A 23,749-nucleotide genomic window follows, 5' to 3' on the forward strand; every position below is an offset into this window, starting at 1 on the left:
CCTGCCGCTGCGGGCGCGTCGCCACTTGTTTTCAGGCCCTGACGCTGCATGTTGCCCAAGCTCCTTACCCAGATTTTCGGCAGTCGCAATGACCGGCTGCTCAAAGGCTTTCGCCGCACGGTCGAGACGATCAATGCGCTGGAAGCCCAGTTCGAGCGGCTCGACGATGCGGCTCTGAAGGCCAAGACCGAAGAATTCCGCGCACGACTGGCCAAGGGCGAGACGCTCGACACCTTGCTGCCCGAGGCCTTTGCCACCGTGCGTGAAGCCGGCAAGCGCGTGCTGAAGATGCGGCACTTCGATGTGCAGCTGATCGGCGGCATGACGCTGCACTCGGGCAAGGTCGCTGAAATGCGCACCGGCGAAGGCAAGACGCTGATGGCCACGCTGCCGGTCTACCTGAATGCGCTGCCTGCCAAGGGCGTGCATGTGGTGACGGTGAACGACTACCTCGCCCGGCGTGACGCCGAGTGGATGGGCCGCCTCTACAACTTCCTGGGTCTGAGCGTGGGCGTGAACGTGCCCGGCATGGACCGCGCCGAGAAGCAGGCCGCCTACCGCGCCGACATCACCTACGGCACGAACAACGAATTCGGCTTCGACTACCTGCGCGACAACATGGTCTATGAGCTCGGCGACCGCGTCCAGCGCGGCCAGGCCTACGCCATCGTCGACGAAGTGGACTCGATCCTGATCGACGAAGCCCGCACCCCGCTGATCATCTCGGGCCAGGCCGAAGATCACACCGAGATGTACGTGCGCATCAACAGCGTCGTGCCGCGCCTGAAGAAGCAGATCGGTGAAGCCGATCCGCGCACCGGCGAAGGCGTCATCGAGGCCGGTGACTTCACGGTCGATGAGAAGACCCACCAGGTTTTCCTGACCGAAGACGGCCATGAAAACGCCGAGCGCATCCTGGCTGAAGCCGGCTTGCTGGTCGAAGGCGCCAGCCTGTATGACCCGGCCAACATTTCGCTGATGCACCATGTGTACGCAGCCCTGCGTGCCAACAACCTCTACCACCGTGACCAGCACTATGTGGTGCAGGACGGCGAGGTGGTCATCGTTGACGAATTCACTGGCCGCCTGATGTCGGGTCGCCGCTGGTCGGATGGCCTGCACCAGGCTGTCGAGGCCAAGGAAGGCGTGCAGATCCAGAGCGAGAACCAGACGCTCGCCTCGATCACCTTCCAGAACTACTTCCGCCTCTACGGCAAACTCGGTGGCATGACCGGCACGGCCGACACCGAAGCCTACGAATTCCAGGAAATCTACGGCCTCGAAACCGTGGTGATCCCGCCGAACCGCCCGACCATCCGCAAGGACGAACTCGACCTGATCTACAAGACCAGCCGCGAGAAGTTCAACGCCGTGATCGAGGACATCCGCGGCTGCCACGAACGTGGCCAGCCAGTGCTGGTGGGTACCACCTCGATCGAGAACTCCGAGCTGATCTCCAACCTGCTGACGGCCGCCAAGCTGCCGCACCAGGTGCTGAACGCCAAGCAGCATGCGCGTGAAGCCGAGATCGTGGCCCAGGCCGGTCGTCCGGGCGTGATCACCATCGCGACCAACATGGCCGGTCGCGGCACCGACATCGTGCTCGGCGGCAACGTCGAGAAGCAGGTGCAGGCGGTTTCAGCCGATGAGTCGCTGTCCGAGGCCGACAAGGCCCAGCGCGTCCAGGTGCTGAAGGACGAAGCCGCGGCACTGAACGCCCAGGTGAAGGCCGCTGGCGGCCTGCGCATCATCGCCACCGAGCGCCATGAATCGCGCCGCATCGACAACCAGCTGCGTGGCCGCTCGGGCCGCCAGGGTGACCCGGGCGCTTCGCGCTTCTACCTGTCGCTTGACGACTCCCTGATGCGCATCTTCGCGGGCGACCGCGTGCGGGCCATCATGGACCGCTTGAAGATGCCCGAGGGCGAAGCGATCGAAGCCGGCATCGTGACCCGCTCGATCGAGTCGGCCCAGCGCAAGGTGGAAGCCCGCAACTTCGACGTGCGCAAGCAGCTGCTGGAGTACGACGACGTGTCGAACGACCAGCGCAAGGTCATCTACCAGCAGCGCAGCGAGATCCTCGAAGCGCAGACGCTGGTTGAGCAGATCGGCCACCTGCGCCAGGCCACGATGACCGACGTGGTGCGCACCTACGTGCCGGCGGAAACCCTGGAAGAGCAGTGGGACCTGCCGACCCTGGAGAAGACGCTGCGCGACGAGTGGCAACTCGAGGTGCCGTTGCAGGACATGGTCGCGAAGAGCGACAGCATCACCGACGAAGACGTGCTGGTCGTGGTCCTGAAGGCGGCTGATGACGCCTTCAATGCCAAGCTTGAACTGGTGGGCGGTGAGCAGTTCACGCCGTTCATGCGCATGGTGCTGCTGCAGTCCATCGACTCGCACTGGCGTGAACACCTGGCTGCGCTCGACTACCTGCGTCAAGGTATCCACCTGCGCGGCTACGCCCAGAAGAACCCGAAGCAGGAATACAAGCGCGAGGCGTTTGATCTGTTCTCGCAGCTGCTCGACGTGGTGAAGATGGAAGTCACGCGCGTGCTGATGACCGTGCGCATCCAGAGCCAGGAGCAGGTGGCGGAAGCCGCCGAGGCCATCGAGGAGCGGGCTGAGCAGGTGCGCAACGTCACCTACACGCACCCGAACGAAGACGGCAGCGTCACCCAGGAAGCCGACCCGGCGACCCAGGTTGCGTCCGTGCCGCAAGTCGGCCGCAACGACCCCTGCCCATGCGGCAGCGGCAAGAAGTACAAGGCCTGCCACGGTCGTCTGAGCTGATCTGCTTCTCGTCGCATCGCCACAGGCTCATCGCTTGAGCTTGTGGTGGGCGACGATCCAACCCTTTCCACCGCCCCGCCGCAACGCAAGTTCGGCGGGGTGTTGCTTTCACGAGGTCACACGTGTTCAAGAATCTGATCGTTTACCGCATCGGCCCGGACTGGACGCCCGATCTGCTGGCCGCTCTCGACGCGCTCGACAAGGGTCGTTTTGTCGAGTGTGGTGCCAGCCAGCCGATGTCCCTGGGCTGGGTTGAGCCACGCGGCGTGGCGCATGCACCGCTGATCGAGATGATCGCCGGCCAGTGGCTGCTCAAGCTGATGGTGGAGCAGAAGATGGTGCCGGGCTCGGTGGTGCGCCGTCGCACCGAAGAGATTGCCGCCCACATCGAGCTGACCACCGGCCGCAAGCCGGGCAAGAAGCAAACCAAGGAGTTGAAGGAGCAGGCGCTGCTGGAGCTGCTGCCCCAGGCCTTCACCCGCCAGGCGGCGGTGCGCATCTGGATCGACCCGGAAGCCCGCTTGCTGATGGTCGACGCCACCAGTGCCAAGCGCGCCGAAGACGTGGTGACCGAACTGGTCAAGGCGATGCCGGGCTTTGCCGTGCAGCCGCTGCAGACCACGATGAGCCCGGCCGTGGCGATGTCGCACTGGTTGTCGACCGGTGAGCCGCCGCAGGGCTTCACGGTGGACCGCGAGTGCGAGCTGAAGTCGGCTGACGAGATGAAGTCGGTGGTGCGTTATGCCCGACACAACCTCGACATCGATGAGGTGCGCGCGCACATCACCCTGGGCAAGCAGCCGACCCGCCTGGCGCTGACCTGGGCCGGCCGCGTGTCCTTCGTGCTGACCGACCTGCTGCAGATCAAGCGCCTGGCCTTTGATGACGTGGTGTTCGAAAGCACCAAGGGCTCGAAGTCGACGCCGGAAGAAGCCTTTGATGCCGACGCAGCGATTTCTACCGGCGAGCTGTGCCAGCTGATTCCGGACCTGATCAACGCGCTCGACGGCGAGCTGCAGCCCGGCGCGATGCCGGCGCAGCTCACGGGCGCCGCCGTTGCGGCGGCCCCTGCCGCAGCAGCCACCGCTGCCCCTGCAGCCGCGGCCAGCCCCGACACCACCACGGCGCCCTGGGACTGAGCGTCGGCACCATGCGGGTGCGTCTTGAGCACCCGCCGGGCGCAAAGCGTTGGTTTGCGCCCTGATTTCGCCCTGCAACAGTGCGAAACGGCGTTGGTTCATGGCGCAAAGGTGGTGCGCTTCTTGAATGAACAGGGTAGGCCCCTTGGCCTGCCTGTTCATGACAACGCCCGCCGCTTCTTCCCTCAACACCGCCCGGCCTGACCCTGCCGCGCCTGCGCCCCCCGCGCAGCAGCGCGTGGTGAAGATCCGCCGCGACTACAACGCCTGGGTCGGTGCGGAATCGCTGGAAGACTACGCGCTGCGTTTCACCCCGCGCTCCTTCCGCAAATGGTCAGAGTGGCGGGTGGCCAACACGGCATTTGGTGCGGCGTCCTTTCTGGTGCTGGAGGCCGTGGGCGCCACCCTGCTTGTGCAATACGGCTTCATCAATGCCTTCTGGGCCATCCTGGTCACCGGGCTGGTGATTTTCCTGGCGGGCCTGCCCATCAGCATCTATGCCGCCCGCCACGGCGTCGACATGGACCTGCTCACCCGCGGCGCCGGCTTTGGCTACCTCGGCTCCACGCTCACCTCGCTCATCTACGCCAGCTTCACCTTCATCTTCTTTGCGCTCGAAGCCGCCGTGATGGCCTACGCGCTGGAGCTGGCTTTCGACATTCCGCCCGCCTGGGGCTACCTGCTGTGCGCGCTGGCGGTGATCCCGCTGGTCACCTACGGCGTCACCGCCATCAGCCGCTTGCAGGTGTGGACGCAGCCGCTGTGGCTGGCCATGCTGGTGCTGCCCTACATCGCGGTGTTCTGGCAGCACCCCGGCGTGCTCGGTGAGCTGGCGGGTTATGCCGGTGAAAACGGGCAGGGTGGGCAGTTCAATGTGCTGCTGTTCGGGGCGGCCACCACGGTGGGCATCGCGCTCATCACGCAGCTGGGTGAGCAGGTTGACTACCTGCGCTTCATGCCAGAGCGCACGCTGCGCAACCGCGGCCGCTGGTGGTTCGGCGTGCTGGTGGGCGGCCCGGGCTGGGTGCTGCCCGGCGTGTTGAAGATGCTGGGCGGCGCCTTGCTGGCCTGGCTGGCGCTGGGCCACATGGTGCCGGCCGACCGCGCGGTAGACCCGAACCAGATGTACCTGGCCGCCTACGAAACCCTGTTCGGCCACTACGGCTGGGCGGTGGCGGCCACGGCCCTGTTCGTCATCGTCTCGCAGCTGAAGATCAACGTCACCAACGCCTATGCCGGCTCACTCGCCTGGAGCAACTTCTTCTCGCGGCTGACGCACAGCCACCCGGGCCGCGTGGTGTGGATGGTGTTCAACACCCTCATCGCGCTGATGCTGATGGAGCTGGATGTGTTCCAGGCCATGGGCGAGGTGCTCGGCCTGTTTTCGAACATCGCCATCTCCTGGATCATGGCCGTGGTGGCCGACCTGGTCATCAACAAGCCACTGGGCTGGAGCCCGCCGGGCATCGAGTTCCGCCGCGCTTATCTGCACGACGTGAACCCGGTGGGCGTGGGCGCGATGGGGCTGGCGTCGGTGCTGTCGGTGGCGGCGCACCTCGGCGCGTTCGGCCCGCTGGCGCAGGCTTTTTCGGCGGCGGTGGCGGCGGTCACGGCCCTGGTGGCGGCACCCCTGATCGCCTGGGGCACTGGTGGGCGGTTTTACCTCGCACGGTCACCCGACGACGACGCCGGCCGCTACCTGCGCTGGGGCCCGCCCGGCAGCGTGCAGCGCTGCGTGGTGTGCGAAGGCGCCTACGAGGCCGAAGACATGGCCGGCTGCCCGGCTTACGGTGGCGCCATCTGCTCGCTCTGCTGCACGCTGGACGCGCGCTGCGGCGACCGCTGCAAGCCCCAGCCCCGCCTGGCCGACCAGCTCTGGGGCCCGTGGCAGCGGCTGCTCAAGCGCGTGCTGCCGCAGCGGCTGGCTGGCCGCATCGACACCGGTCTGGGCCACTACCTGCTGCTGATGGGCTTGATCGTGCCGGCCCTCGGCGCCTTGTTCGGCTTGCTCTATCACCAGGAGCTGCAGGCGATCGAGCGGCGCGGCGGCCCCGATCTCACGGCGCAGCTGGCCCCGGTGCTGCAAGCCGGCTTCGTGAAGGCCTACGCGGCCCTGCTGCTGGTGGCGGGCGTGGTCGCCTGGTGGCTGGTGCTGGCGCACAAGAGCCGCGAAGTGGCGCAGGAAGAAATCTCGCGGCAGACCGAGGCGCTGGTGCGCGAAATTGACTCACACGCCCAGACCGACCTGCAGTTGCAGGAAGCCAAGCGCGTGGCCGATGCCGCCAACCAGGCCAAGACCCGCTACATCACCGCCATCAGCCACGAGCTGCGCACGCCGCTCAACAGCATCCTCGGTTATGCGCAGCTGCTGGAGGAAGACCCGGCGATGCCCGCGCACCGCCGCCAGGCCGTGAGCGTCATCCGGCGCGGCGGCGACCACCTGCTGAGCCTGATCGAAGGCACGCTGGATGTGGCGCGCATCGAAGGCGGCAAGGTCACGCTCGATGTGCGGCCCATGCGCTTTCGCGAATGCGTGCTTGAGCTCGCCCGCATGTTCGAGCTGCAGGCCGCGGCCAAGGGCATCGGCTTCGTGCTGGACGGCGGCGAAGCCCTGCCGGAGGTGGTGCGGGCTGACGAGCGCCGGCTGCGCCAGATCCTCATCAACCTGCTGGGCAATGCGGTGAAGTTCACCCGCACCGGCCAGGTGACGCTGCGGGTGCTGCACCAGCGGGAAATGGCCCGCTTCGACATCATCGATTCCGGCCCGGGCATGACCCAGACCGAGCTGGCGCGGGTGTTTGAGCCTTTCGAGCGCGGCTCGGCGGCCGGCACGGCATCGGCAGGTGGCACGGGGCTGGGGCTGACCATCAGCAAGATGCTGACCGACCTGATGGGCGGTGAGCTCACCGTGCGCAGCCAGCCGGGCGAGGGCAGCACCTTCAGCGTGCGCCTGTTCCTGCCCGAGGTGCGGCCGGAGCTGGCCGAGCGCGCGCTGCCCCGCACCCCGCGCGTGGGCTATGCGGGCCCGCGGCGCTGCATCCTGGTGGTCGACAACGAAGAGGCCGACCGGCAGCTGCTGGTTGACCTGCTGCAGCCGCTGGGCTTCGAGATTGAACAGGCCGCGTCGGGCGCAGAGGGCCTGCAACGCCTGGCGAGCCTGCAGCCCGATGCCATCTTCATGGACCTGGCGATGCCCGGCATCGACGGCTGGGAAACTATCCGGCGCCTGCGCGCTCAAGGATTGAGTGAGGCGCCGGTGGCGGTGGTCTCGGCCAACGCCTTCGACAAGGGGCTGGAAAACATCGTCGGCCTGCCACCTTCGGACTTTCTGGTGAAGCCCGTGCGCGTGGCCGACCTGCTGGACTGGCTCGGGCAGCGATTGAACCTGAGCTGGTTGCCCGCCGTGAATCAGTCCGCAACAGCTTCTGATGCCACCCCGAACCCCGACGCCCCAGACCAGCCGGCAGGCGAGGGCGACCCCACCACGTTGCCCCCGCGTGCAGCCCTGCAAGCCCTGTCCGAGCTGGTGGGCCTGGGCTACGTGAAGGGCGTGCAGAAACAGCTGGAGCAGCTCCAGCAAGCCCATCCTCAGGCCCAGGCGTTTCTCGGCCGATTGCAATCCCAGGCGCGCCAGTTCCAGCTGGACGCCATGACCCAGACCTTGACGAAAGCCCTTGATGACCACCGCGCCCCTTGATGCCCACCTCGACGGCGGCGCCACCGACGTGGTGCTGATCGTGGACGACGTGCCCGACAACCTCGCCGTGCTGCACGACGCACTCGACGAATCCGGCTATACCGTGCTGGTGGCCACCAACGGTGAAACCGCGCTGCAACGCGCCGAGCAGGCCCGGCCTGACATCGTGCTGCTGGATGCCGTGATGCCCGGCATGGACGGCTTCGAGGTGGCGCGCCGCCTCAAGGCGAACCCGGCCACCGCCGCCATCCCGATCGTCTTCATGACCGGCCTGACCGACACCGAGCATGTGGTGGCGGCCTTCGGCGCCGGTGGCATTGATTACGTCACCAAGCCACTGCGCCCGCGGGAGGTGCTGGCCCGCATCGCTGCCCACCTGAACAGCGCCCGGGCGCAGCGCCAGGCCCGGCACGCGCTGGACGCCTTCGGCCACGCCACGCTGGTGGTGCGTGAGCGCGACGGCCGCCGGGTGTGGCAAACCGCGCTGGCCCGACGCCTGATGGCGCAGTACTTTCCCGACGCGCCCGAAGTGGCCACGCCGCCCGAGCTGATGGCCTGGGTGGCACGTGAATCGCTGCGCCGCCGCGCGGGGGCCGACCCGCTCACGCTGACGATTGCGCGTGGTGCCCAGCGCATCAACTTCACGCTGCACCCGATGGCCGATGACCAGGGCGCCGAGGGCGAGTGGCTGCTGGTGCTGCGCGAGGAATCAGAGACGGCGCTGCTGGAAAGCCTGGCGCTCTCGTTCCCGAGCCTCACCGCGCGCGAATCCGAAGTGCTGTACTGGGTCATCCAGGGCAAGACGAACCGCGACATCGGCGACATCCTCGGCACCAGCCCGCGCACCGTGCACAAGCACCTCGAACACGTCTTCGAAAAGCTGGGCGTGGAGACGCGCACTGCAGCGGCCGGCCTGGCCCTGACGCGCGTGCGCGGCGGCTCGGGCGACTGAGCAACTACGCCACCTTGCGTATAGGTGCGCAGGGGCTCCCGGCGGAGACTGCACTCAGTCCGCAGCGATGCGGTTTTCAGCAACGTCCCACGGAGCCCCACCCATGAAGATCTCACGTCGTTCGATCACCGCGCTGGCAGCCACTGCCTGCGTGCTCGGTTTCAGCTCGCTGGCCCAGGCCGCCGACACCATCAAGGTCGGCATCCTGCACTCGCTGTCGGGCACCATGGCCATCTCGGAAACCGTCCTGAAGGACGTGGCCCTGATGACCATCGATGAAATCAACGCCAAGGGCGGCGTGCTCGGCAAGAAGCTCGAGCCTGTCGTGGTCGACCCCGCGTCCAACTGGCCGCTGTTCGCCGAAAAGGCCAAGCAGCTGATCGACCAGGACAAGGTCGCTGCCGTGTTCGGCTGCTGGACCTCGGTCAGCCGCAAGTCGGTGCTGCCGGTCTTCGAAGAAAAGAATTCGCTGCTGTTCTACCCCGTGCAGTACGAGGGTGAAGAGCTGAGCAAGAACGTGTTCTACACGGGCGCAGCACCGAACCAGCAGGCCATTCCCGCCGTGGAATACCTGATGAGCAAGGACGGCGGCTCGGCCAAGCGCTTCGTGCTGCTGGGCACCGACTACGTCTACCCCCGCACCACCAACAAGATCCTGCGCGCCTTCCTGAAGTCCAAGGGCGTGGCTGAAGCCGACATCATCGAGGAGTACACCCCGTTCGGTCACTCTGACTACCAGAGCATCATTGCCAAGATCAAGAAGTTCGCTTCCGAAGGCAAGAAGACGGCCGTGATCTCCACCATCAACGGTGACTCGAACGTGCCCTTCTACAAGGAACTGGGCAACCAGGGCCTGAAGGCCACCGACGTGCCGGTGGTGGCTTTCTCGGTGGGTGAAGAAGAGCTGCGCGGCGTGGACACCAAGCCGCTGGTCGGCCACCTGGCTGCCTGGAACTACTTCATGTCGGTGAAGAACCCGACCAACACCGCCTTCATCAAGCAGTGGAGCGACTACGCCAAGGCCAAGAACATCCCGGGCCACAAGGACAAGCCGCTGACCAATGACCCGATGGAAGCCACCTACATCGGCATCCACATGTGGGCCCAGGCCGTGGCCAAGGCCAAGTCGACCGACACCGACAAGGTGATCGCCGCGATGGCCGGCCAAACGTTCAAGGCACCGGGCGGTTTCATGTCGACGATGGATAAGGAAAACCACCACCTGCACAAGCCGGTGTTCATCGGCGAAGTGAAGGCCGACGGCCAGTTCAACGTGGTCTGGAAGACCCCGGGCCCGGTGGTTGCCGACCCGTGGAGCGACTACATCGCCGAGAACAAGGGCAAGAAGAACGTGCCTGAAAAGAAGTGATGTCGTGAGGCTGCGCTGACCAGCCGGACAGCGCACCTCGCCACTGCACTTTCCCAGCGGGCCGGCCGGCAGCGGCCGGCCCGCTGTGCTTGAAGCGCGTGCTGCGCCACGTCCTCGTGGCAACCCCTCACCACCACCGCCAGCCTGCCACCATGCACTTGCGCCGCCTGACTTCCCTGCTGTTTGCCGCCTTCGTGGGCCTGGCTTCGCTGCCAGCCCAAGCGCTGGCCCCTGACGAGGCGCGCGCCATTGCGGCCGGCGACACCGATGCCCGCATCGCCGCACTGGCAGCCGCCGCGGCCCGCGCCGACGAAGGCCTGCCCCGCCTGGTGCAGGCGCTGCTGGACGACGCCGTGAAGCTGACGCCGAAGCAGGTGCTGGTGATCGACGGCGACAAGGCGCTGGACGCCGCCACCGGGCAGGCGGCCACGCTGCCGGACGACGCAGAAGACGTCGTCAACAACAACCGCATGCGCGGCGCCTTGCAGGCCGCGCAGGCCGCCCTGAAGCTCCTGTCGCCCGATATGGCCGTGCGCCAGTCGGCCGTGGCTGAGCTGGGCAAGGAAACGCTGGAAGCCGCCCAGCTGCCCCTCATCGACAAGGCGCTGGGTGCTGAAACCGACCCGGCCCTGAAAGAGCGCCTGAGCCTGATGCGCGCCGCCATCCTGATTGCCTCGTCTGACCGGGCACAGCGCCTCGACGCCGCCCGCGCACTGGGCGAGAGCGGCCAGAGCCAGGTGCGCAGCCTGCTGCAGGAACGCCTGGGCGACGCCAAGACCGGCGGCCCCGAAACCGACCCCGAAGTGCGCGGTGCCCTCATCGCCTCCATCGACAAGGTCTCTGCGAAGCTGGCCTGGGGCGAGCGCCTGGGCGTGATGTTCACCGGCATCAGCCTGGGCAGCATCCTGCTGCTGGTGGCGCTGGGCCTGGCCATCACCTACGGCCTGATGGGCGTGATCAACATGGCCCACGGCGAGCTGATGATGATCGGCGCCTACGCCACCTACCTCGTGCAGAACCTGTTCCGCACCTACGCGCCGTCGGCGTTCGACCACTACATCTGGCTGGCCATTCCCGCATCCTTTCTGGCCTCGGCGCTGGTGGGCGCGGTGCTCGAACGGCTGGTGCTGCGCTGGCTGTACGGCCGTCCGCTGGAAACGCTGCTGGCCACCTGGGGCATCTCGCTGGTGCTGATGCAGGCCGTGCGCAGCCTGTTCGGCGCGCAGAACGTGCCGGTGGAAAACCCTGCGTGGCTCTCGGGCGGCGTGGCCGTCATGAGCAACCTGGTGCTGCCCTACAACCGCATCGCCATCATCGGTTTCGCCTTCGCCGTGCTGGCCGGTGTGGCGCTGCTGATCGCCCGCACCCGCCTCGGCCTGTTCGTGCGCGGCGTCACCCAGAACCGCCGCATGGCGGCCTGCGTGGGCATTGATACCGCCCGCATCGACACCCTGGCGTTTGGCCTGGGCGCAGGCATTGCAGGCCTCGCCGGCTGCGCGCTCAGCCAGGTCGGCAATGTGGGCCCTGACCTCGGCCAGAACTACATCGTCGACAGCTTCATGGTGGTGGTGCTGGGCGGTGTGGGCCAACTCGCCGGCACCGTCTACGCCGCCCTCGGCCTGGGCGTGCTGAACAAGTTCCTCGAAGGCTGGGCCGGTGCGGTGCTGGCCAAGATCATGGTGCTGGTGTTCATCGTCGTGTTCATCCAGAAGCGCCCGCAAGGCCTGTTCGCCATGAAGGGGCGTGACGCATGAGCACCCAACCACCTCTCACTGAAGCCGTGAAGCCCGCCATGAGCGCCACCCGTGTCGAATTTGCCTTGCCCACGCCACGCCGCGGGCTGCTGTTGAACCGCGCCGGCTGGCTGGCCGTGGCCGCCGCGCTGCTGGTGGTGACCGTGCTGGTGCCCGTGCTGCACCTGCTGGTGCCGGCCGACAGCATGTTCCACATGAGCGAGTACAGCGTGGCGCTGATCGGCAAGATCATGTGCTACGCCATCTGTGCGCTGGCCATGGACCTGATCTGGGGCTACACCGGCATCCTCAGCCTGGGCCACGGCCTGTTCTTCGCGCTGGGTGGTTATGCCATGGGCATGACGCTGATGCGCGAGATCGGCCGCGAGGGCAACTACAAGAGCGACTTGCCCGACTTCATGGTCTTCCTCGACTGGAAAGAGCTTCCGTGGCAATGGGCCTGGAGCGACAGCTTTGCGCTGCAGATGCTGCTGGTGGTGGCGGTGCCGGGGCTGCTGGCGCTGGTGTTCGGCTACTTCGCCTTCCGCAGCCGCATCAAGGGCGTGTATTTCTCGATCATCACCCAGGCGATGACCTTCGCCGCGATGCTGCTGTTCTTCCGCAATGAAACCGGCTTTGGCGGCAACAACGGCTTCACCGATTTCAAGCGCATCCTCGGCGTGCCGCTGGCGCAGCCGTCCACCCGCACGGTGCTGTTCGTGCTGACCGGCCTCACGCTGATCGGCTTCTACCTGATGGCCCGCGCCATCGTGAACAGCAAGTTCGGCCGGGTGCTGCAGGCCATCCGTGATGCGGAGAGCCGCGTCATGTTCACCGGCTACGACCCGCTGTCGTACAAGCTGGCGATCTGGGTGCTGTCGGCGGTGATGTGCGGCGTGGCCGGTGCGTTGTATGTGCCGCAGGTCGGCATCATCAACCCCGGTGAGATGAGCGCCGCAGCGTCGATCGAGATCGCCATCTGGACGGCCGTGGGCGGCCGCGCCAGCCTGATCGGCCCGATCGTGGGTGCCTTTTTCGTCAACGGGGCGAAGAGCTGGTTCACCCAGATGGTTCCGGAGTTCTGGCTGTATTTCCTGGGCGCCCTGTTCATCGCCGTCACGCTGTACCTGCCCGATGGTCTGGTGGGCCTGGCCCGCAAGTTCAGCAAGAAGCAACGCCCCGAGGAGCGCGCATGACCCCCGAACTGCAACAGGCCGGCGCCGCCAAGCTGGCTGAATTCGCCGCCAAGTCGGCTGAAGGTCAGACCTCCGGTGACCGCAGCGCCGGTTACGGCCGCGTGCTGGGCGCCGAGCCCGATTTCGCCCACGGCGTGGCGCTGTACCTCGACGACATCACCGTCACGTTTGATGGCTTCCGCGCCCTCAATGCGCTGAGCCTGGCCATCAACGTAGGCGAGCTGCGCTGCATCATCGGCCCCAACGGCGCGGGCAAGACGACGATGATGGACGTCATCACCGGCAAGACCCGGCCCGATGCCGGCACAGCATCGTTCGGCTCGAACATCGACCTGCTGCGCCTGCGTGAAAACGAGATCGCCCAGATCGGCATCGGCCGCAAGTTCCAGAAACCCACGGTGGTGGAACAGCTCAGCGTGTTCGAGAACCTGGAGCTGGCGCTGAAGGCCGACCGCCGCGCCCGGGCCAGCCTGTTCTCGCGCTTGACCGGCGCGCAGCTCGACCGCATCGGCGAGACCCTGCAGCTCATCCACCTGCTGCCCGAGGCGCAGCGCACCGCCGGCCTGCTCAGCCATGGCCAGAAGCAGTGGCTGGAGATCGGCATGCTGCTGATGCAGGAGCCCAAGCTGCTGTTGCTCGACGAGCCGGTGGCCGGCATGACCGACGAAGAGACCGAGCGCACGGCCGAGCTGTTCCTGAGCCTGGAAGGCAAGCACTCGCTGGTGGTGGTCGAGCACGACATGAAGTTCGTCGACCAGCTCACCGAGGGCTGGAAGAAGGTCACCGTGCTGCATGAAGGCAGCGTGCTGGCCGAAGGCCCGCTGTCGGAAGTGCAGGCCAATCCGAAGGTGGTCGAGGTTTATCTGGGGCGCTGAGCCAGCGCCGCAGCACAAGGTTCATTCATGCTGAAAGTAGATCAACTCCACCAGTACTACGGCGGCTCGCACATCCTGCGCGGCGTCTCGTTCGAGGCCGCGCTGGGCGAGGTCACCGTGGTGCTCGGCCGCAATGGCGTGGGCAAGACCACGCTGCTCAAGAGCCTGATGGGCGTGGTGCCGGTCAAGAGCGGGCAGGTCACGCTCGGCAGCACCAACATCACCCACGACACGCCGTATGAGCGCGTGCGCCGGGGTGTGGGCTACGTGCCCCAGGGCCGCGAAATCTTCGGCCGCCTGACGGTGGAAGACAACCTGCGCATGGGCATGGCAACCCGGCCGGGCAGCGAGCCCATTCCGGCCGAGCTGTTCGAGCTGTTCCCGGTGCTCAAGCAGATGCTGCAGCGGCGTGGCGGTGACTTGTCGGGCGGGCAGCAGCAGCAGCTGGCGATTGCCCGCGCGCTGGCCGCTGGCCCGAAGCTGCTGATACTCGATGAGCCGACCGAGGGCATCCAGCCCAGCATCATCAAGGACATCGGCCGCGTCATCCGCATGCTCGCTGACCGCAAGACCATGGCCATCGTGCTGGTCGAGCAGTACTACGACTTTGCGGCTGAACTGGCCGACCAGTACCTGGTGATGGAGCGTGGCGAGGTGATCGCCCAGGGCCGTGGCCACGAGATGGAAAGTCGCGGTGTGCGCGACATGATGTCGATCTGACAGGCCCGGGTGGGCCGGCAGGCAGGCGGGGGCAGGGGCTTTGCACTAGACTTCGCCCCCTCATGCCAGACACCACCCCCTCGAATTCGCCCGCAGACGCCGCGGCCCCTGACACGCTGACCCCGGAGGCTGGGGGCGCGCCCGTGGTGATCGTGGGTGGCGGACCGGCCGGCCTGATGGCCGCCGAGGTGCTTGCCGCCGCCGGCCTGCCGGTTGCGCTGTACGACGCCATGCCCTCGGTGGGCCGCAAGTTTCTGCTGGCCGGCAAGGGCGGCCTGAACCTGACGCACAGCGAGGCCAAGCCGCAGTTCGCCGGCCGCTACGGCGCACAAGCCCCGGCCGTGGACGGCTGGCTCGACACTTTCAGCCCGCAAGCCCTGCGCGACTGGGCGCAGGCCCTGGGCGTGGACACCTTCGTGGGCAGCTCCGGCCGGGTGTTCCCGACCGAGATGAAGGCCGCACCGCTGCTGCGCGCCTGGCTGCACCGCCTGCGCCAGTCGGGCGTGCGCTTTCACATGCGCCACCGCTGGGTGCCGGCGTCGCTGGCGCCGGTGAACGGCGTGCACACCCTGGAATTTGATCACCCGGCCGGTCGCAGCACTGTGCAGGCGCGCGGCGTGTTGCTGGCGCTGGGCGGCGGCAGCTGGGCACGCCTGGGCTCAGACGGCGCCTGGGTGGCCCCGCTGCAGGCCGCGGGCCTGGATGTGGCGCCGCTGCAGGCGGCCAACTGCGGCTTTGATGCCGTGTGGAGCCCGCACCTGCGCGAGAAGCACGCCGGTGCCGCCCTGAAGAACGTGGCGCTGTGCGTGGCAGACCTGGATGGCGCCGAGCTCTTCCGCCGCAAGGGCGAATGTGTGCTCACCGAGGGCGGGCTGGAGGGCAGTCTGGTGTACGCCGCCTCTGCCTGCATCCGCGACCAGATCGCTGCGCGTGGCCCGGTCACCGTGCACCTCGACCTGCTGCCCGACCAACCGCTGGACGCTGTCACGCAGGCCATCGCCCGTGGCCGTGGCGCCCGTTCCCTGGCCAACCACCTGCGCGAACAACTGAGCCTCTCCGGTGTGAAGGCCGGCTTGCTGCGCGAAGGTGTGGATGCGCCGACCTGGTCGCGCCACAGCGGCGATGCGGCCTGGCTGGCCGGGCGCATCAAGGCACTGCCCGTGACGCTGACCGCGCCACGCCCGATGGACGAGGCCATCAGCACCGCCGGTGGCGTGCGCCTGGGCGCGCTGGATGCGCAGCTGCAGGTGCAAGCCTGGCCTGGTGTGGCCGTGGCCGGTGAAATGCTCGACTGGGAAGCCCCGACGGGCGGCTACCTGCTCAGCGCCTGTTTTGCCAGTGCGGTGGTGGCTGCCCGCGGGCTGGCGGCGCGCCTGGCAGGGGCACCGGCCGAGGCCTGAGTCTGCACCGGTAGCAGGTTGCTCGCCGCTCAGGCGGCTTCGGCGTCCGTCACCCGCAGGCGGTGCACCAGCTGCGACAGATCCAGCGCCGTGCGCTGCAGCTCGGCGGCGGCGTTGGACGCCTGCTGAACACTGCTCACGTTGTTGGCCGTCACATCGCCGATCTGCCGCACCGCCAGGCTCACCTGCTCGACGGCGGTGGTCTGCGCCCGGGTCGAGCCCGACAGCTCCGTCATCGCCACGCTGACGTGGCTGACCTGTTCCAGCATGCGGCCCATGCTGTCGCGGGCACTGTGGATCTGGCCCACGCCTTGAGCCACCTGGTTGGCCGAGGTCTGGATCAGCCCGCGGATTTCTGCCGCGGCCTTGGCGCAGCGCTGGGCCAGGCTGCGTACTTCGCTCGCCACCACGGCAAAGCCGCGGCCCGATTCGCCGGCCCGCGCGGCTTCCACCGCGGCATTCAGCGCGAGGATGTTGGTCTGGAAGGCGATGCCGTCGATCACGCTGACGATCTCGCCCACGCGGCGGCTGGTGGCCTCGATGCCTTCGATGGTGGTCACCGCCACCTGCATCCGGGTATTGCCGTCTTCGCCGGTGCTGCGCACGGTCAGGAACAGCTCATCCACCTGGTTCACGTGGTTGGCGTTGTTGCGCACGGTGTGCGCCACCTGGGTCAGCGTGGCCGCTGACTCTTCCACGCTGGCGGCCTGCTGGGCCGTGCGGCTGGCCAGCTCTTCACTGCTGCCGGCGATGTCGTCGCCCGTGGCCGCCACGGCCCTGGCGTTCTGACGGATCTGGTGAACCATGTCGGCCAGCTGGGTCGTCATGGTGTCGATCTCCCGGCCCATCTGCGCCAGCTCGTCGCGGCCTTCCACGCGGGCACGCACGGTCAGATCACCCGCCGCCCCGGCGCGCGCTGCGGTAATCACCTGGTGCAGGGCCTGCATGGTGCTGCGGTAGAAGCCGGCCGCGAAGTACAGCAGGGCCAGCACACCCAGCAAGGCACCGCCAAAGGCCAGGTTGCGCTGCATCGTCAGGCGCTGGTTGCGCTCGTGAAGCAGCTCGGTCAGGCGGGCATTGGCGGCTTGCGAGAACCCCACCATCGCGCCAATGGCGTCGGTGCCGGCCTTGAAGTAGGCCGCGGCGTCGCCGGCGGGCTGGCCACTCGCGAACGAAGTTCGGGCCAGGGCGGCAAAGCTGCGGGTCTTCTCCAGCATCGCCTCATGGCCGGCCGGTGCAGGCTCACCCGCTCGGCCCAGTGCGGCGATCCGCTCCTCGATGGTGCGGGCCTGGTCTTCCAGGCCGGCGATGCGGCCATAGAGCGTGGCGATGTCCTGCGGGCTGGCTTCACCCTTGGCGATCAGTCCGGCGCCTTGTCCGCGCAGCAGGCCGGCGCCTTCGGTGAAGGGCAGCATGCGCTCGACCACCAGGTCCATCAGGAAGAAGGACGCGGCTTCGGGGTCGAACAGCAATTGCGAGTCTTCGCCGACGCGCGACACCAGCTGCCGGAGTGAGGACACGAGGGCGGTGTGGCTCTTGAAGACCGCAGCGCGGTCGCCGTCGCGCTGGCCATTGGCCAGGGCCAGCAGACCGTCGTGCGTGGTTTTCCAGCTGGCGGCCACGCTCCAGTGCGGCTGTGCCTGAACGGCGGTGCCGGCACTGGCCAGCGCGGCCTTGAGCTTGTCGCGCGTGGCGGGCAGTTGCTGTTCGGCGGCAGCATTGCCCGACATCGCGAGGTTGGTCTGCCCGCGGTGTGTCTGGGCCAGCACCGCCACGGCCATCAATTGCTGCACCACCTCGGAGCCCGCGAGCTCTTCCCGGGTGAACGACAGCTGGCTGGAGGTGTCACTCAGGCTGCGGGCCGTCAGAATGGCGAGGGGCACGGCCACCAGCGAGGCGATGAAGGCCATCTTCACGGGTAGGCTGAGGCTTCGCATCAAGCGGATGGCGGGCGTCAGGAAGCTGGAAACAGAGGGAGCTTGGCTCACGGCGGTGGGGGGTAGGGGGCGTTGAACGCCAACGCGGCGACTGCCCCTTGATTCTGTTGGCCACCCCTGCCGGGCCAAGGCTGAAACAGCAGGGTGAACGCCGCCTTGAAGCCGCTGCCACAATGAAATGGTCTGCGGTTGCCGCCCATCACCACCCTCACCACCATGATCACCGTTCACCACCTCAACAATTCCCGCTCGCAGCGCGTGCTCTGGCTGCTGGAGGAGTTGGGCCTGCCCTACGAGATTCGCCCCTACCAGCGCGACGCCACCACCATGCTGGCCCCGCCCGAGCTGCGGCAGGTGCATCCGCTGGGCAAGTCGCCGGTGATCACCGACGGCGACATCACGGTGGCCGAGAGCGGCGCCATCATTGAATACCTGGTGGAGACCTACGGCGAGGGCCGCCTGCGGCCGGCCGCCGGCACGCCGCAGCGCCGCGACTGGACCTACTGGCTGCATTTCGCCGAAGGTTCGGCCATGCCGCCGCTGCTGATGAAGCTGGTGTTCGGCCGCATCCAGACGGCGCCGATGCCGTTCTTCGTCAAGCCGGTGGCGCGCGGCATTGCCAGGCAGGTGCTGAGCAGCTTCGTCGAGCCCAATCTGAAGAACCAGCTCGACTTCATGGAAGCCACGCTGAGCCGCCAGCCGTGGTTCGCCGGTGAGGCGTTCAGCGCCGCCGACATCCAGATGAGCTTCCCGGTGGAAGCAGCTGCCCAGCGTGCCGGGCTGGACGCCAGTCGCCCGAAACTGATGGCCTGGCTCAAGACCATCCACGCCCGGCCCGCTTACCAGCGCGCCCTGCAGCGTGGCGGCCCCTACGATTTCTGCAACGACTGATCAGGGCAGGGCCAGGAACGCGCCCGCGGGCACCTGCTGCAGATGATGGCAGCGCGGTGACAGCGGCGCGTTGGCGTGTGCACAGGCCGCGTCACGGTCCAGCGACCACACGTACAGGCCGGCCAGGCCCAGGCGGCTGGCATCCGCCTGCATGCGCCGCGCGTCGTCGATGCTGAAGACGTTCTCCGCCACATCGTTTCGGCCCAGCATGCCGGTGAGGGCGATGCGCGACAGCGGCCAGCCGAAGCGCTGGTGCAGGTTGCGTGCGGCCTGCGCCCCCGAGGCGCCCATGTCGCAGCGGGCCGGCTGGCTGTTGGCCTGCAGCACGCAGTTGGCGGTGCTGGCCGGGCCATAGTTCATCACCATCAGGTTCACCACCGCCTGATCGAAGCGGTATTTCTTCAGGGCCGCCATCACCGCGGCGCCGGTGGCATTCACGCCGCCGGCCTGGCCGTCACTGGCGGCCAGCGTGGCCACCGTGAAGCTGATCTGCAGGGCGGGCTGGCGCTGGGCCAGCTGCTGGGCCAGGCGCACCAGGTCGTCGATCTGCTGCGGGGTTTGGCGACCTTCGATGTCGAAGTCGAAACCAGCCAGCGCCGGGTGGGCGTAGCGCGCAGCGAAGCGGGCCATGCCGGCCTCGGTGCCGCAGGTGAACACACCGGCTTCACCACCGGTGGACACCACGAAGCGCAGGCCCGCCTGGGCAAAGGCCGGGGCATTCACGGCCACCAGCCGGTCGGCATCCATGCCAGGCCCCCAGCTTTCCTGGCCGCATTCACCGCTGGCAAAGGCCCACATCACCTGGCGGGTGCGGGCCGGCAGCTGGCTCAGGCCTTGAGCTACCAGCGGCTTGGCCTGAGCATCGCCGGCCACGCTGCGCAGCACATGGGTGGTGGCATCAAAGCCCTGGGTCACGTCCTTGTAGGGCACGTAGGGCAGGGTGGGCTCAGCCGCGGTGGCGGGTGCGGCTTGCGCGCAGGCCAGCGTGCTCAGCGCTGCTGCCAGGCACAGGGCCAGGGCCATGCGGTTCGGAAAGAAGTGGGTCATGGTGGTGTCAGCCACAAAAAAGCGGCCCGGTTGTGACGCCGGGCCGCTGAAGGCAAAGGGGTGGGGCTGGTGGCTCCAAGGTGGTTGAAGCCGACAGCCCTCACAGGCGCTCGATCAGAACTTCACGCGGGCACCGGCAAAGTACATCTTGCCAGCCTTGTAGACACCGGCGATCTGCGTCTGGTCCGTCTGGAAGACGGTCAGCAGCGGATCGGTCAGGTTCTGCGCTTCGAAGGTCAGGGTGACCTTGTCATTCACGTTGTAGTTGAACGCGAAGTTCAGCTGGCCGTTGGCGCTCTGGAAGTAGTCCTTGCCGCCACGGTTGCCCAGCTTGTAGGTCGAGCGGTGGCTGTAGGCCAGGCGGGCGCTCATGCGCTCATCTTCGTAGTAGGCGCCCAGGTTGTAGACGTCCTTCGAGGTGCCGTACAGCGAGCAGTCCTGCGTGGCCGAGCCGTTGCAGGTGCCGGTGGCCAGCTGGGTGGTCTGCTTGCCGTTGGCGTGGGTGTAGTTCGCTTCCACACCGAAGCCGGCGCCCAGGGCATGTTGCAGCATCAGCTCGATGCCCGTCATGCGGCCCTTGGTGTTCACCGGGCTCGACACGTCATACAGCTCGATCTTGCCGCCGTTGGCCTGGTTGGCGTAGGGCAGCATCGAGTGGCCGTAGGCGATCACGCCGTTCAGCTGGCTGGCGAAGGCACCCACCGACACCGCCGACTTCGGCGCGTAGTAGTACTCGGCCGAGACGTCGAAGTTGTTGCTGCGGATCGGCGTCAGGTAGGGGTTGGAGCCCACACCGTTCTTCTGCGTGTCGCGCAGGTCATTGCCGGCGAGCTGACCGAAGTCAGGGCGCGACATGCCGCGGTTCAGCGCCAGACGACCCACCAGGTCCTTGGCCAGGTCAGCGCGCAGGTTCAGGCTCGGCAGCACATCGGTGAAGCTTTGCTGGTAGCTCGGCACGCCACCCGGCAGGAAGGCGGCGATGTCTTCGCTGGTACGCACCAGACGCACACCGACGTTGCCGGAGACGGCGTCGGTCGGCTGCAGGTTCACCATCGCATAGGCGGCGTTGGTCTTTTCCTTGATGTCGAATTCCTGCTGCGTGGCGTGGGTGGTGAAGGTGGCGTACTTGGCGACCCACTGCTCCACGAACTCCTTGCTGATCTTGAACGGCAGGAAGCCTGGCGTCGGGTTGACCGGCAGGTTGCCGTACCAGCCTGCGGCGAAGTTGCCGACGGCCGAATCCGGGATGTTGGCTTCGTCAGAGGCGCCTGCGCCGAGCGTCATGCCCAGCTTGGTCAGGGTGCGGCGGTGCTGGGTGCTGCGGGCACCGAACTTGACCGACGGGGTCAGGTCCGAGGTCAGCTTCAGCGTGCCATCGACCTGGGCGTAGGTTTCGCTGTCGGTCGAGGAGGTGTAGCCGCCCCAGCCGCCGATGCCTGCGCCGCCCTTGACGAACTTGTCGCCGCCCGGCACGTTCAGGATGAAGATGCCTTCCGGGCTCAGGGTGTAGCCGGCGCCGTTGTTCCAGGCGCTCAGCACTTCAAAGCCGACGTCCTTGGTACGGCCGCCGCCGCTGGTGCGGCCGACCTTGCCGGTCAGGGTCAGGTCGTCATTGATGACCCACTTGCCGTCCAGGTTCAGGAACTTGGAGTCGGTCTTGGCGTCAGGGCGTGCCGCCACGTCTTCCACCACCGACCAGGCACCGGCCGAGCCGCCAACGGCGTCAAAGGCGTTCTTGTCATAGAACACGCTGGTGACGGTGTTGCCGCTCACCACCGGCGTGCCGGTGGGGCCGACGGCCTTGCCGTTCCAGCCCGGGCCGTTGACCGGGTTGATCACGTCGGCCATGTAGTTGGTGTTGAAGTTCTTGGCCTTCACCGTCGAGTAGAAGCCCGACAGGTTGAACATCAACTGGTTGTTCGGCTTGAACTGGGCTTCAACGTAGCCGCCTTCGCGCTTGCGTTCCTGCTCGAACAGCACGGCGCCGCTCAGCAGGCTGATGTTCTTGCCGGCCATGGCCGCGTTCGGGTAGGTGGCGGGGGTCTTGTCCCACCACACGCCTTCCGAGCCTGCGCGCTGCAGGTGGCGGGCTTGCGAGAACACCTGGCCCAGCAGGCCGAAGGTGTTGTCGTCGTTCTTCCAGTTCAGCAGGGCGCTGACGGACGGGTCGGTCTTGCGGGCAGCGGCCGAGTAGGCGGCTTCCACGCTGACCACGCCACTGAACGGGGCCTTGAAGTCCAGCGGATGGCGGGTCTCGATGTCCACGGTGCCGGCGGCGCCGCCTTCAGGCAGGTCAGCCTGCGACGACTTGTGCACCACCACGCGGCCGATCAGGTCGGACGGCAGCAGGGTGAAGGTGACGCTGCGGCCACCCGCGGCGATGTTCGGGCCGTACCAGTCACCGGTCGACACCAGGTGGCCGTTCAGCGTGGTCAGGGTCAGCTGCGAGCTCAGGCCGCGCATCTGCACATGTTCGTTTTCACCGAAAGAGCCTTCGGCCGAGCCGGCGCTCGTGGTCGTCACGCCAGGCACGCGCTGCAGCGAGTCAGCGACGTTCTTGTCCGGCATCTTGCCCACGTCTTCGGCGGTGATCACCTCCACCAGCGATTCAGCATTGCGCTTGGCTTGCAGCGACTTCTGCATCGAAGCGCGGATGCCCGTCACTTCAATGGTCTGGACATCGGATGCGGCGGGGGCGGCAGCCGGGGTGGCTTGCGACAGGGCGGACGTGCTCAACACCAGCAGGGCTGCGGCGGTGGCGACGGGGGTGAGTTGCAGTTTCATGGGCTCCTCGGTGGATGGGCTTGGGGGGTCGATCGATGAATACCAATGTACTACCAAAGAGAACCAGTTGGCTACCACTTGTTGCTAGGGAATGTCCCTGATGTGTCTGTTTCGTGACGCGTCACCGGGGTGGTGCAGGTGGTGCACCAATGTGGACATCACTTCGGGTGAGGCCGGATGCGGAAATTGCGAGTCCTCTGGTATGCTAGTGGTACTAGAGGTTTCAGACCTCACCTACCCAAACCCCGCAAGACCCCGGAGACTCCGTTCAACATGACCACGCCCCTGGTGGAGAGACTCTTGTCCGCCCTGGACGCCGGCAGCAGCCAGCCGCTGTATCAGCAGCTGCAGCGGGCCCTGCGCGACGCCATCGAGCAGCATGTGCTCGGGCCGGATGACGCGCTGCCGTCCGAGCGGCAACTGGCGCTGGACCTGGGCGTGTCGCGCATCACCGTGCGCAAGGCGATTGATGGTCTGGCCGGTGAGGGCCTGCTGGTGAGCCGGCAGGGCTCGGGCAATTTCGTCAATGCGCGCATCGACAAGAACTTCTCGAAGCTCACCTCCTTCTCTGAAGACATGCGCGCCCGCGGCCGCACGCCGCGCAGTGAATGGCTGCGCCGCACCGAAGGCACCGTGTCGCCGGAAGAAGCCATCAAGATGGCACTGAGCCCGGGCACCCTGGTGTACCGCTTCCACCGCCTGCGCTATGCCGACAACGCGCCGATGGCGCTGGAGTACGCCACGGTGCTGGCGTCGGTGCTGCCGTCGCTCGACGCGGTGCAGGCCTCGCTGTATGACGCCCTGGAGCACGCAGGCTTTCGCCCGGTACGGGCCTTGCAACGCTTGCGGGCCCTGTTGCTGAACGAGGAACAGGCGGCCCTGCTGCAAGCCCAGCCCGGTGATGCCGGTTTGCTGGTCGAGCGGCTGGGCTACCTTCGCGACGGCCGCGCCGTCGAGCTGTCGCAGTCTTTCTACCGCGGCGACACTTATGACTTCATCGCCGAGTTGAACACCCAGGCCTGACAAGACCCAGCCGAATGAACTATTCCGACAATCCACTAGAGAAGAAGAACAAGGCCACGGGCCTGTTGATCGTGGCCGGCCTGCACGTGGTGCTGGGCTGGGCGCTGGTCAACGGCCTGGCGCGCAAGATCGTCGAGGTGGTGAAGGCGCCGATCGAGACGAAGATCATCGAAGAGATCAAGCCGCCGCCCCC

The 23,749-nt window shown here is 67.0% G+C and carries 15 protein-coding genes; 12 read left to right on the forward strand and 3 right to left on the reverse strand.

The window, feature by feature from the left end:
* Positions 1-48 precede the first annotated feature (48 nt).
* The 10 genes from secA to AACH00_RS18340 all read left to right on the forward strand — a co-directional run bounded on the left by secA (position 49) and on the right by AACH00_RS18340 (position 15,874).
* Entirely contained in the window at positions 49-2,793 is a 2,745-nt protein-coding gene (gene secA, locus AACH00_RS18295; RefSeq protein WP_341400620.1) for a preprotein translocase subunit SecA, read from the forward strand.
* Positions 2,794-2,915: 122 nt separating this feature from the next.
* Positions 2,916-3,932 (forward strand): recombination-associated protein RdgC, encoded by a 1,017-nt coding sequence (locus AACH00_RS18300; RefSeq protein WP_341400621.1) that lies wholly within the window; start codon positions 2,916-2,918, stop codon positions 3,930-3,932.
* Between the two features lie 160 nt (positions 3,933-4,092).
* Positions 4,093-7,629, forward strand: a complete 3,537-nt coding sequence (locus AACH00_RS18305; RefSeq protein WP_341400622.1) for a hybrid sensor histidine kinase/response regulator — start codon at positions 4,093-4,095, stop codon at positions 7,627-7,629.
* Positions 7,610-8,581 carry a response regulator transcription factor gene (locus tag AACH00_RS18310; protein WP_341400623.1) on the forward strand — a complete coding sequence of 324 codons (972 nt, stop codon included), beginning with the start codon at positions 7,610-7,612 and terminating at the stop codon, positions 8,579-8,581. Before AACH00_RS18305 ends, AACH00_RS18310 begins: the two co-directional genes overlap by 20 nt.
* Before the next feature lie 103 nt (positions 8,582-8,684).
* Positions 8,685-9,950 (forward strand): urea ABC transporter substrate-binding protein, encoded by a 1,266-nt coding sequence (gene urtA, locus AACH00_RS18315; protein ID WP_341400624.1) that lies wholly within the window; start codon positions 8,685-8,687, stop codon positions 9,948-9,950.
* Between the two features lie 152 nt (positions 9,951-10,102).
* Positions 10,103-11,704, forward strand: a complete 1,602-nt coding sequence (gene urtB, locus AACH00_RS18320; RefSeq protein ID WP_341400625.1) for an urea ABC transporter permease subunit UrtB — start codon at positions 10,103-10,105, stop codon at positions 11,702-11,704.
* Between the two features lie 38 nt (positions 11,705-11,742).
* Positions 11,743-12,879: an urea ABC transporter permease subunit UrtC gene (urtC, locus tag AACH00_RS18325; protein WP_341400637.1), complete on the forward strand. Its 1,137-nt coding sequence runs from the start codon at positions 11,743-11,745 to the stop codon at positions 12,877-12,879.
* Positions 12,876-13,754: an urea ABC transporter ATP-binding protein UrtD gene (urtD, locus tag AACH00_RS18330; protein ID WP_341400626.1), complete on the forward strand. Its 879-nt coding sequence runs from the start codon at positions 12,876-12,878 to the stop codon at positions 13,752-13,754. Before urtC ends, urtD begins: the two co-directional genes overlap by 4 nt.
* Before the next feature lie 27 nt (positions 13,755-13,781).
* Positions 13,782-14,474, forward strand: coding sequence for an urea ABC transporter ATP-binding subunit UrtE (gene urtE / locus AACH00_RS18335; protein WP_341400627.1), 693 nt, complete (start codon positions 13,782-13,784; stop codon positions 14,472-14,474).
* Between the two features lie 62 nt (positions 14,475-14,536).
* Positions 14,537-15,874 (forward strand): BaiN/RdsA family NAD(P)/FAD-dependent oxidoreductase, encoded by a 1,338-nt coding sequence (locus AACH00_RS18340; protein WP_341400628.1) that lies wholly within the window; start codon positions 14,537-14,539, stop codon positions 15,872-15,874.
* A 29-nt stretch (positions 15,875-15,903) separates the two neighbouring features.
* Here the strand turns inward: AACH00_RS18340 and AACH00_RS18345 are convergent, their stop codons facing one another.
* The gene (locus AACH00_RS18345; protein ID WP_341400629.1) at positions 15,904-17,862 is read right to left on the reverse strand and encodes a methyl-accepting chemotaxis protein; all 1,959 of its coding nucleotides are present in this window, start codon (positions 17,860-17,862) and stop codon (positions 15,904-15,906) included.
* Between the two features lie 165 nt (positions 17,863-18,027).
* Here AACH00_RS18345 and AACH00_RS18350 point away from each other — a divergent pair, with 165 nt between their 5' ends.
* Positions 18,028-18,702: a glutathione S-transferase family protein gene (locus AACH00_RS18350; RefSeq protein WP_341400630.1), complete on the forward strand. Its 675-nt coding sequence runs from the start codon at positions 18,028-18,030 to the stop codon at positions 18,700-18,702.
* Here the strand turns inward: AACH00_RS18350 and AACH00_RS18355 are convergent, their stop codons facing one another.
* Together AACH00_RS18355 and AACH00_RS18360 are read right to left on the reverse strand one after the other, a co-directional pair.
* Entirely contained in the window at positions 18,703-19,749 is a 1,047-nt protein-coding gene (locus AACH00_RS18355) for a glycoside hydrolase family 18 protein (protein WP_341400631.1), read from the reverse strand.
* 114 nt (positions 19,750-19,863) lie between these two features.
* Positions 19,864-22,533, reverse strand: a complete 2,670-nt coding sequence (locus AACH00_RS18360) for a TonB-dependent receptor (protein WP_341400632.1) — start codon at positions 22,531-22,533, stop codon at positions 19,864-19,866.
* Positions 22,534-22,806: 273 nt separating this feature from the next.
* Between AACH00_RS18360 and AACH00_RS18365 the strand changes: the two genes are divergently transcribed.
* Entirely contained in the window at positions 22,807-23,556 is a 750-nt protein-coding gene (locus AACH00_RS18365) for a GntR family transcriptional regulator (protein ID WP_341400633.1), read from the forward strand.
* Positions 23,557-23,749: the final 193 nt, after the last annotated feature.

Source organism: Ideonella margarita (genome assembly GCF_038066635.1).
Lineage (GTDB): Bacteria > Pseudomonadota > Gammaproteobacteria > Burkholderiales > Burkholderiaceae_C > Ideonella > Ideonella margarita.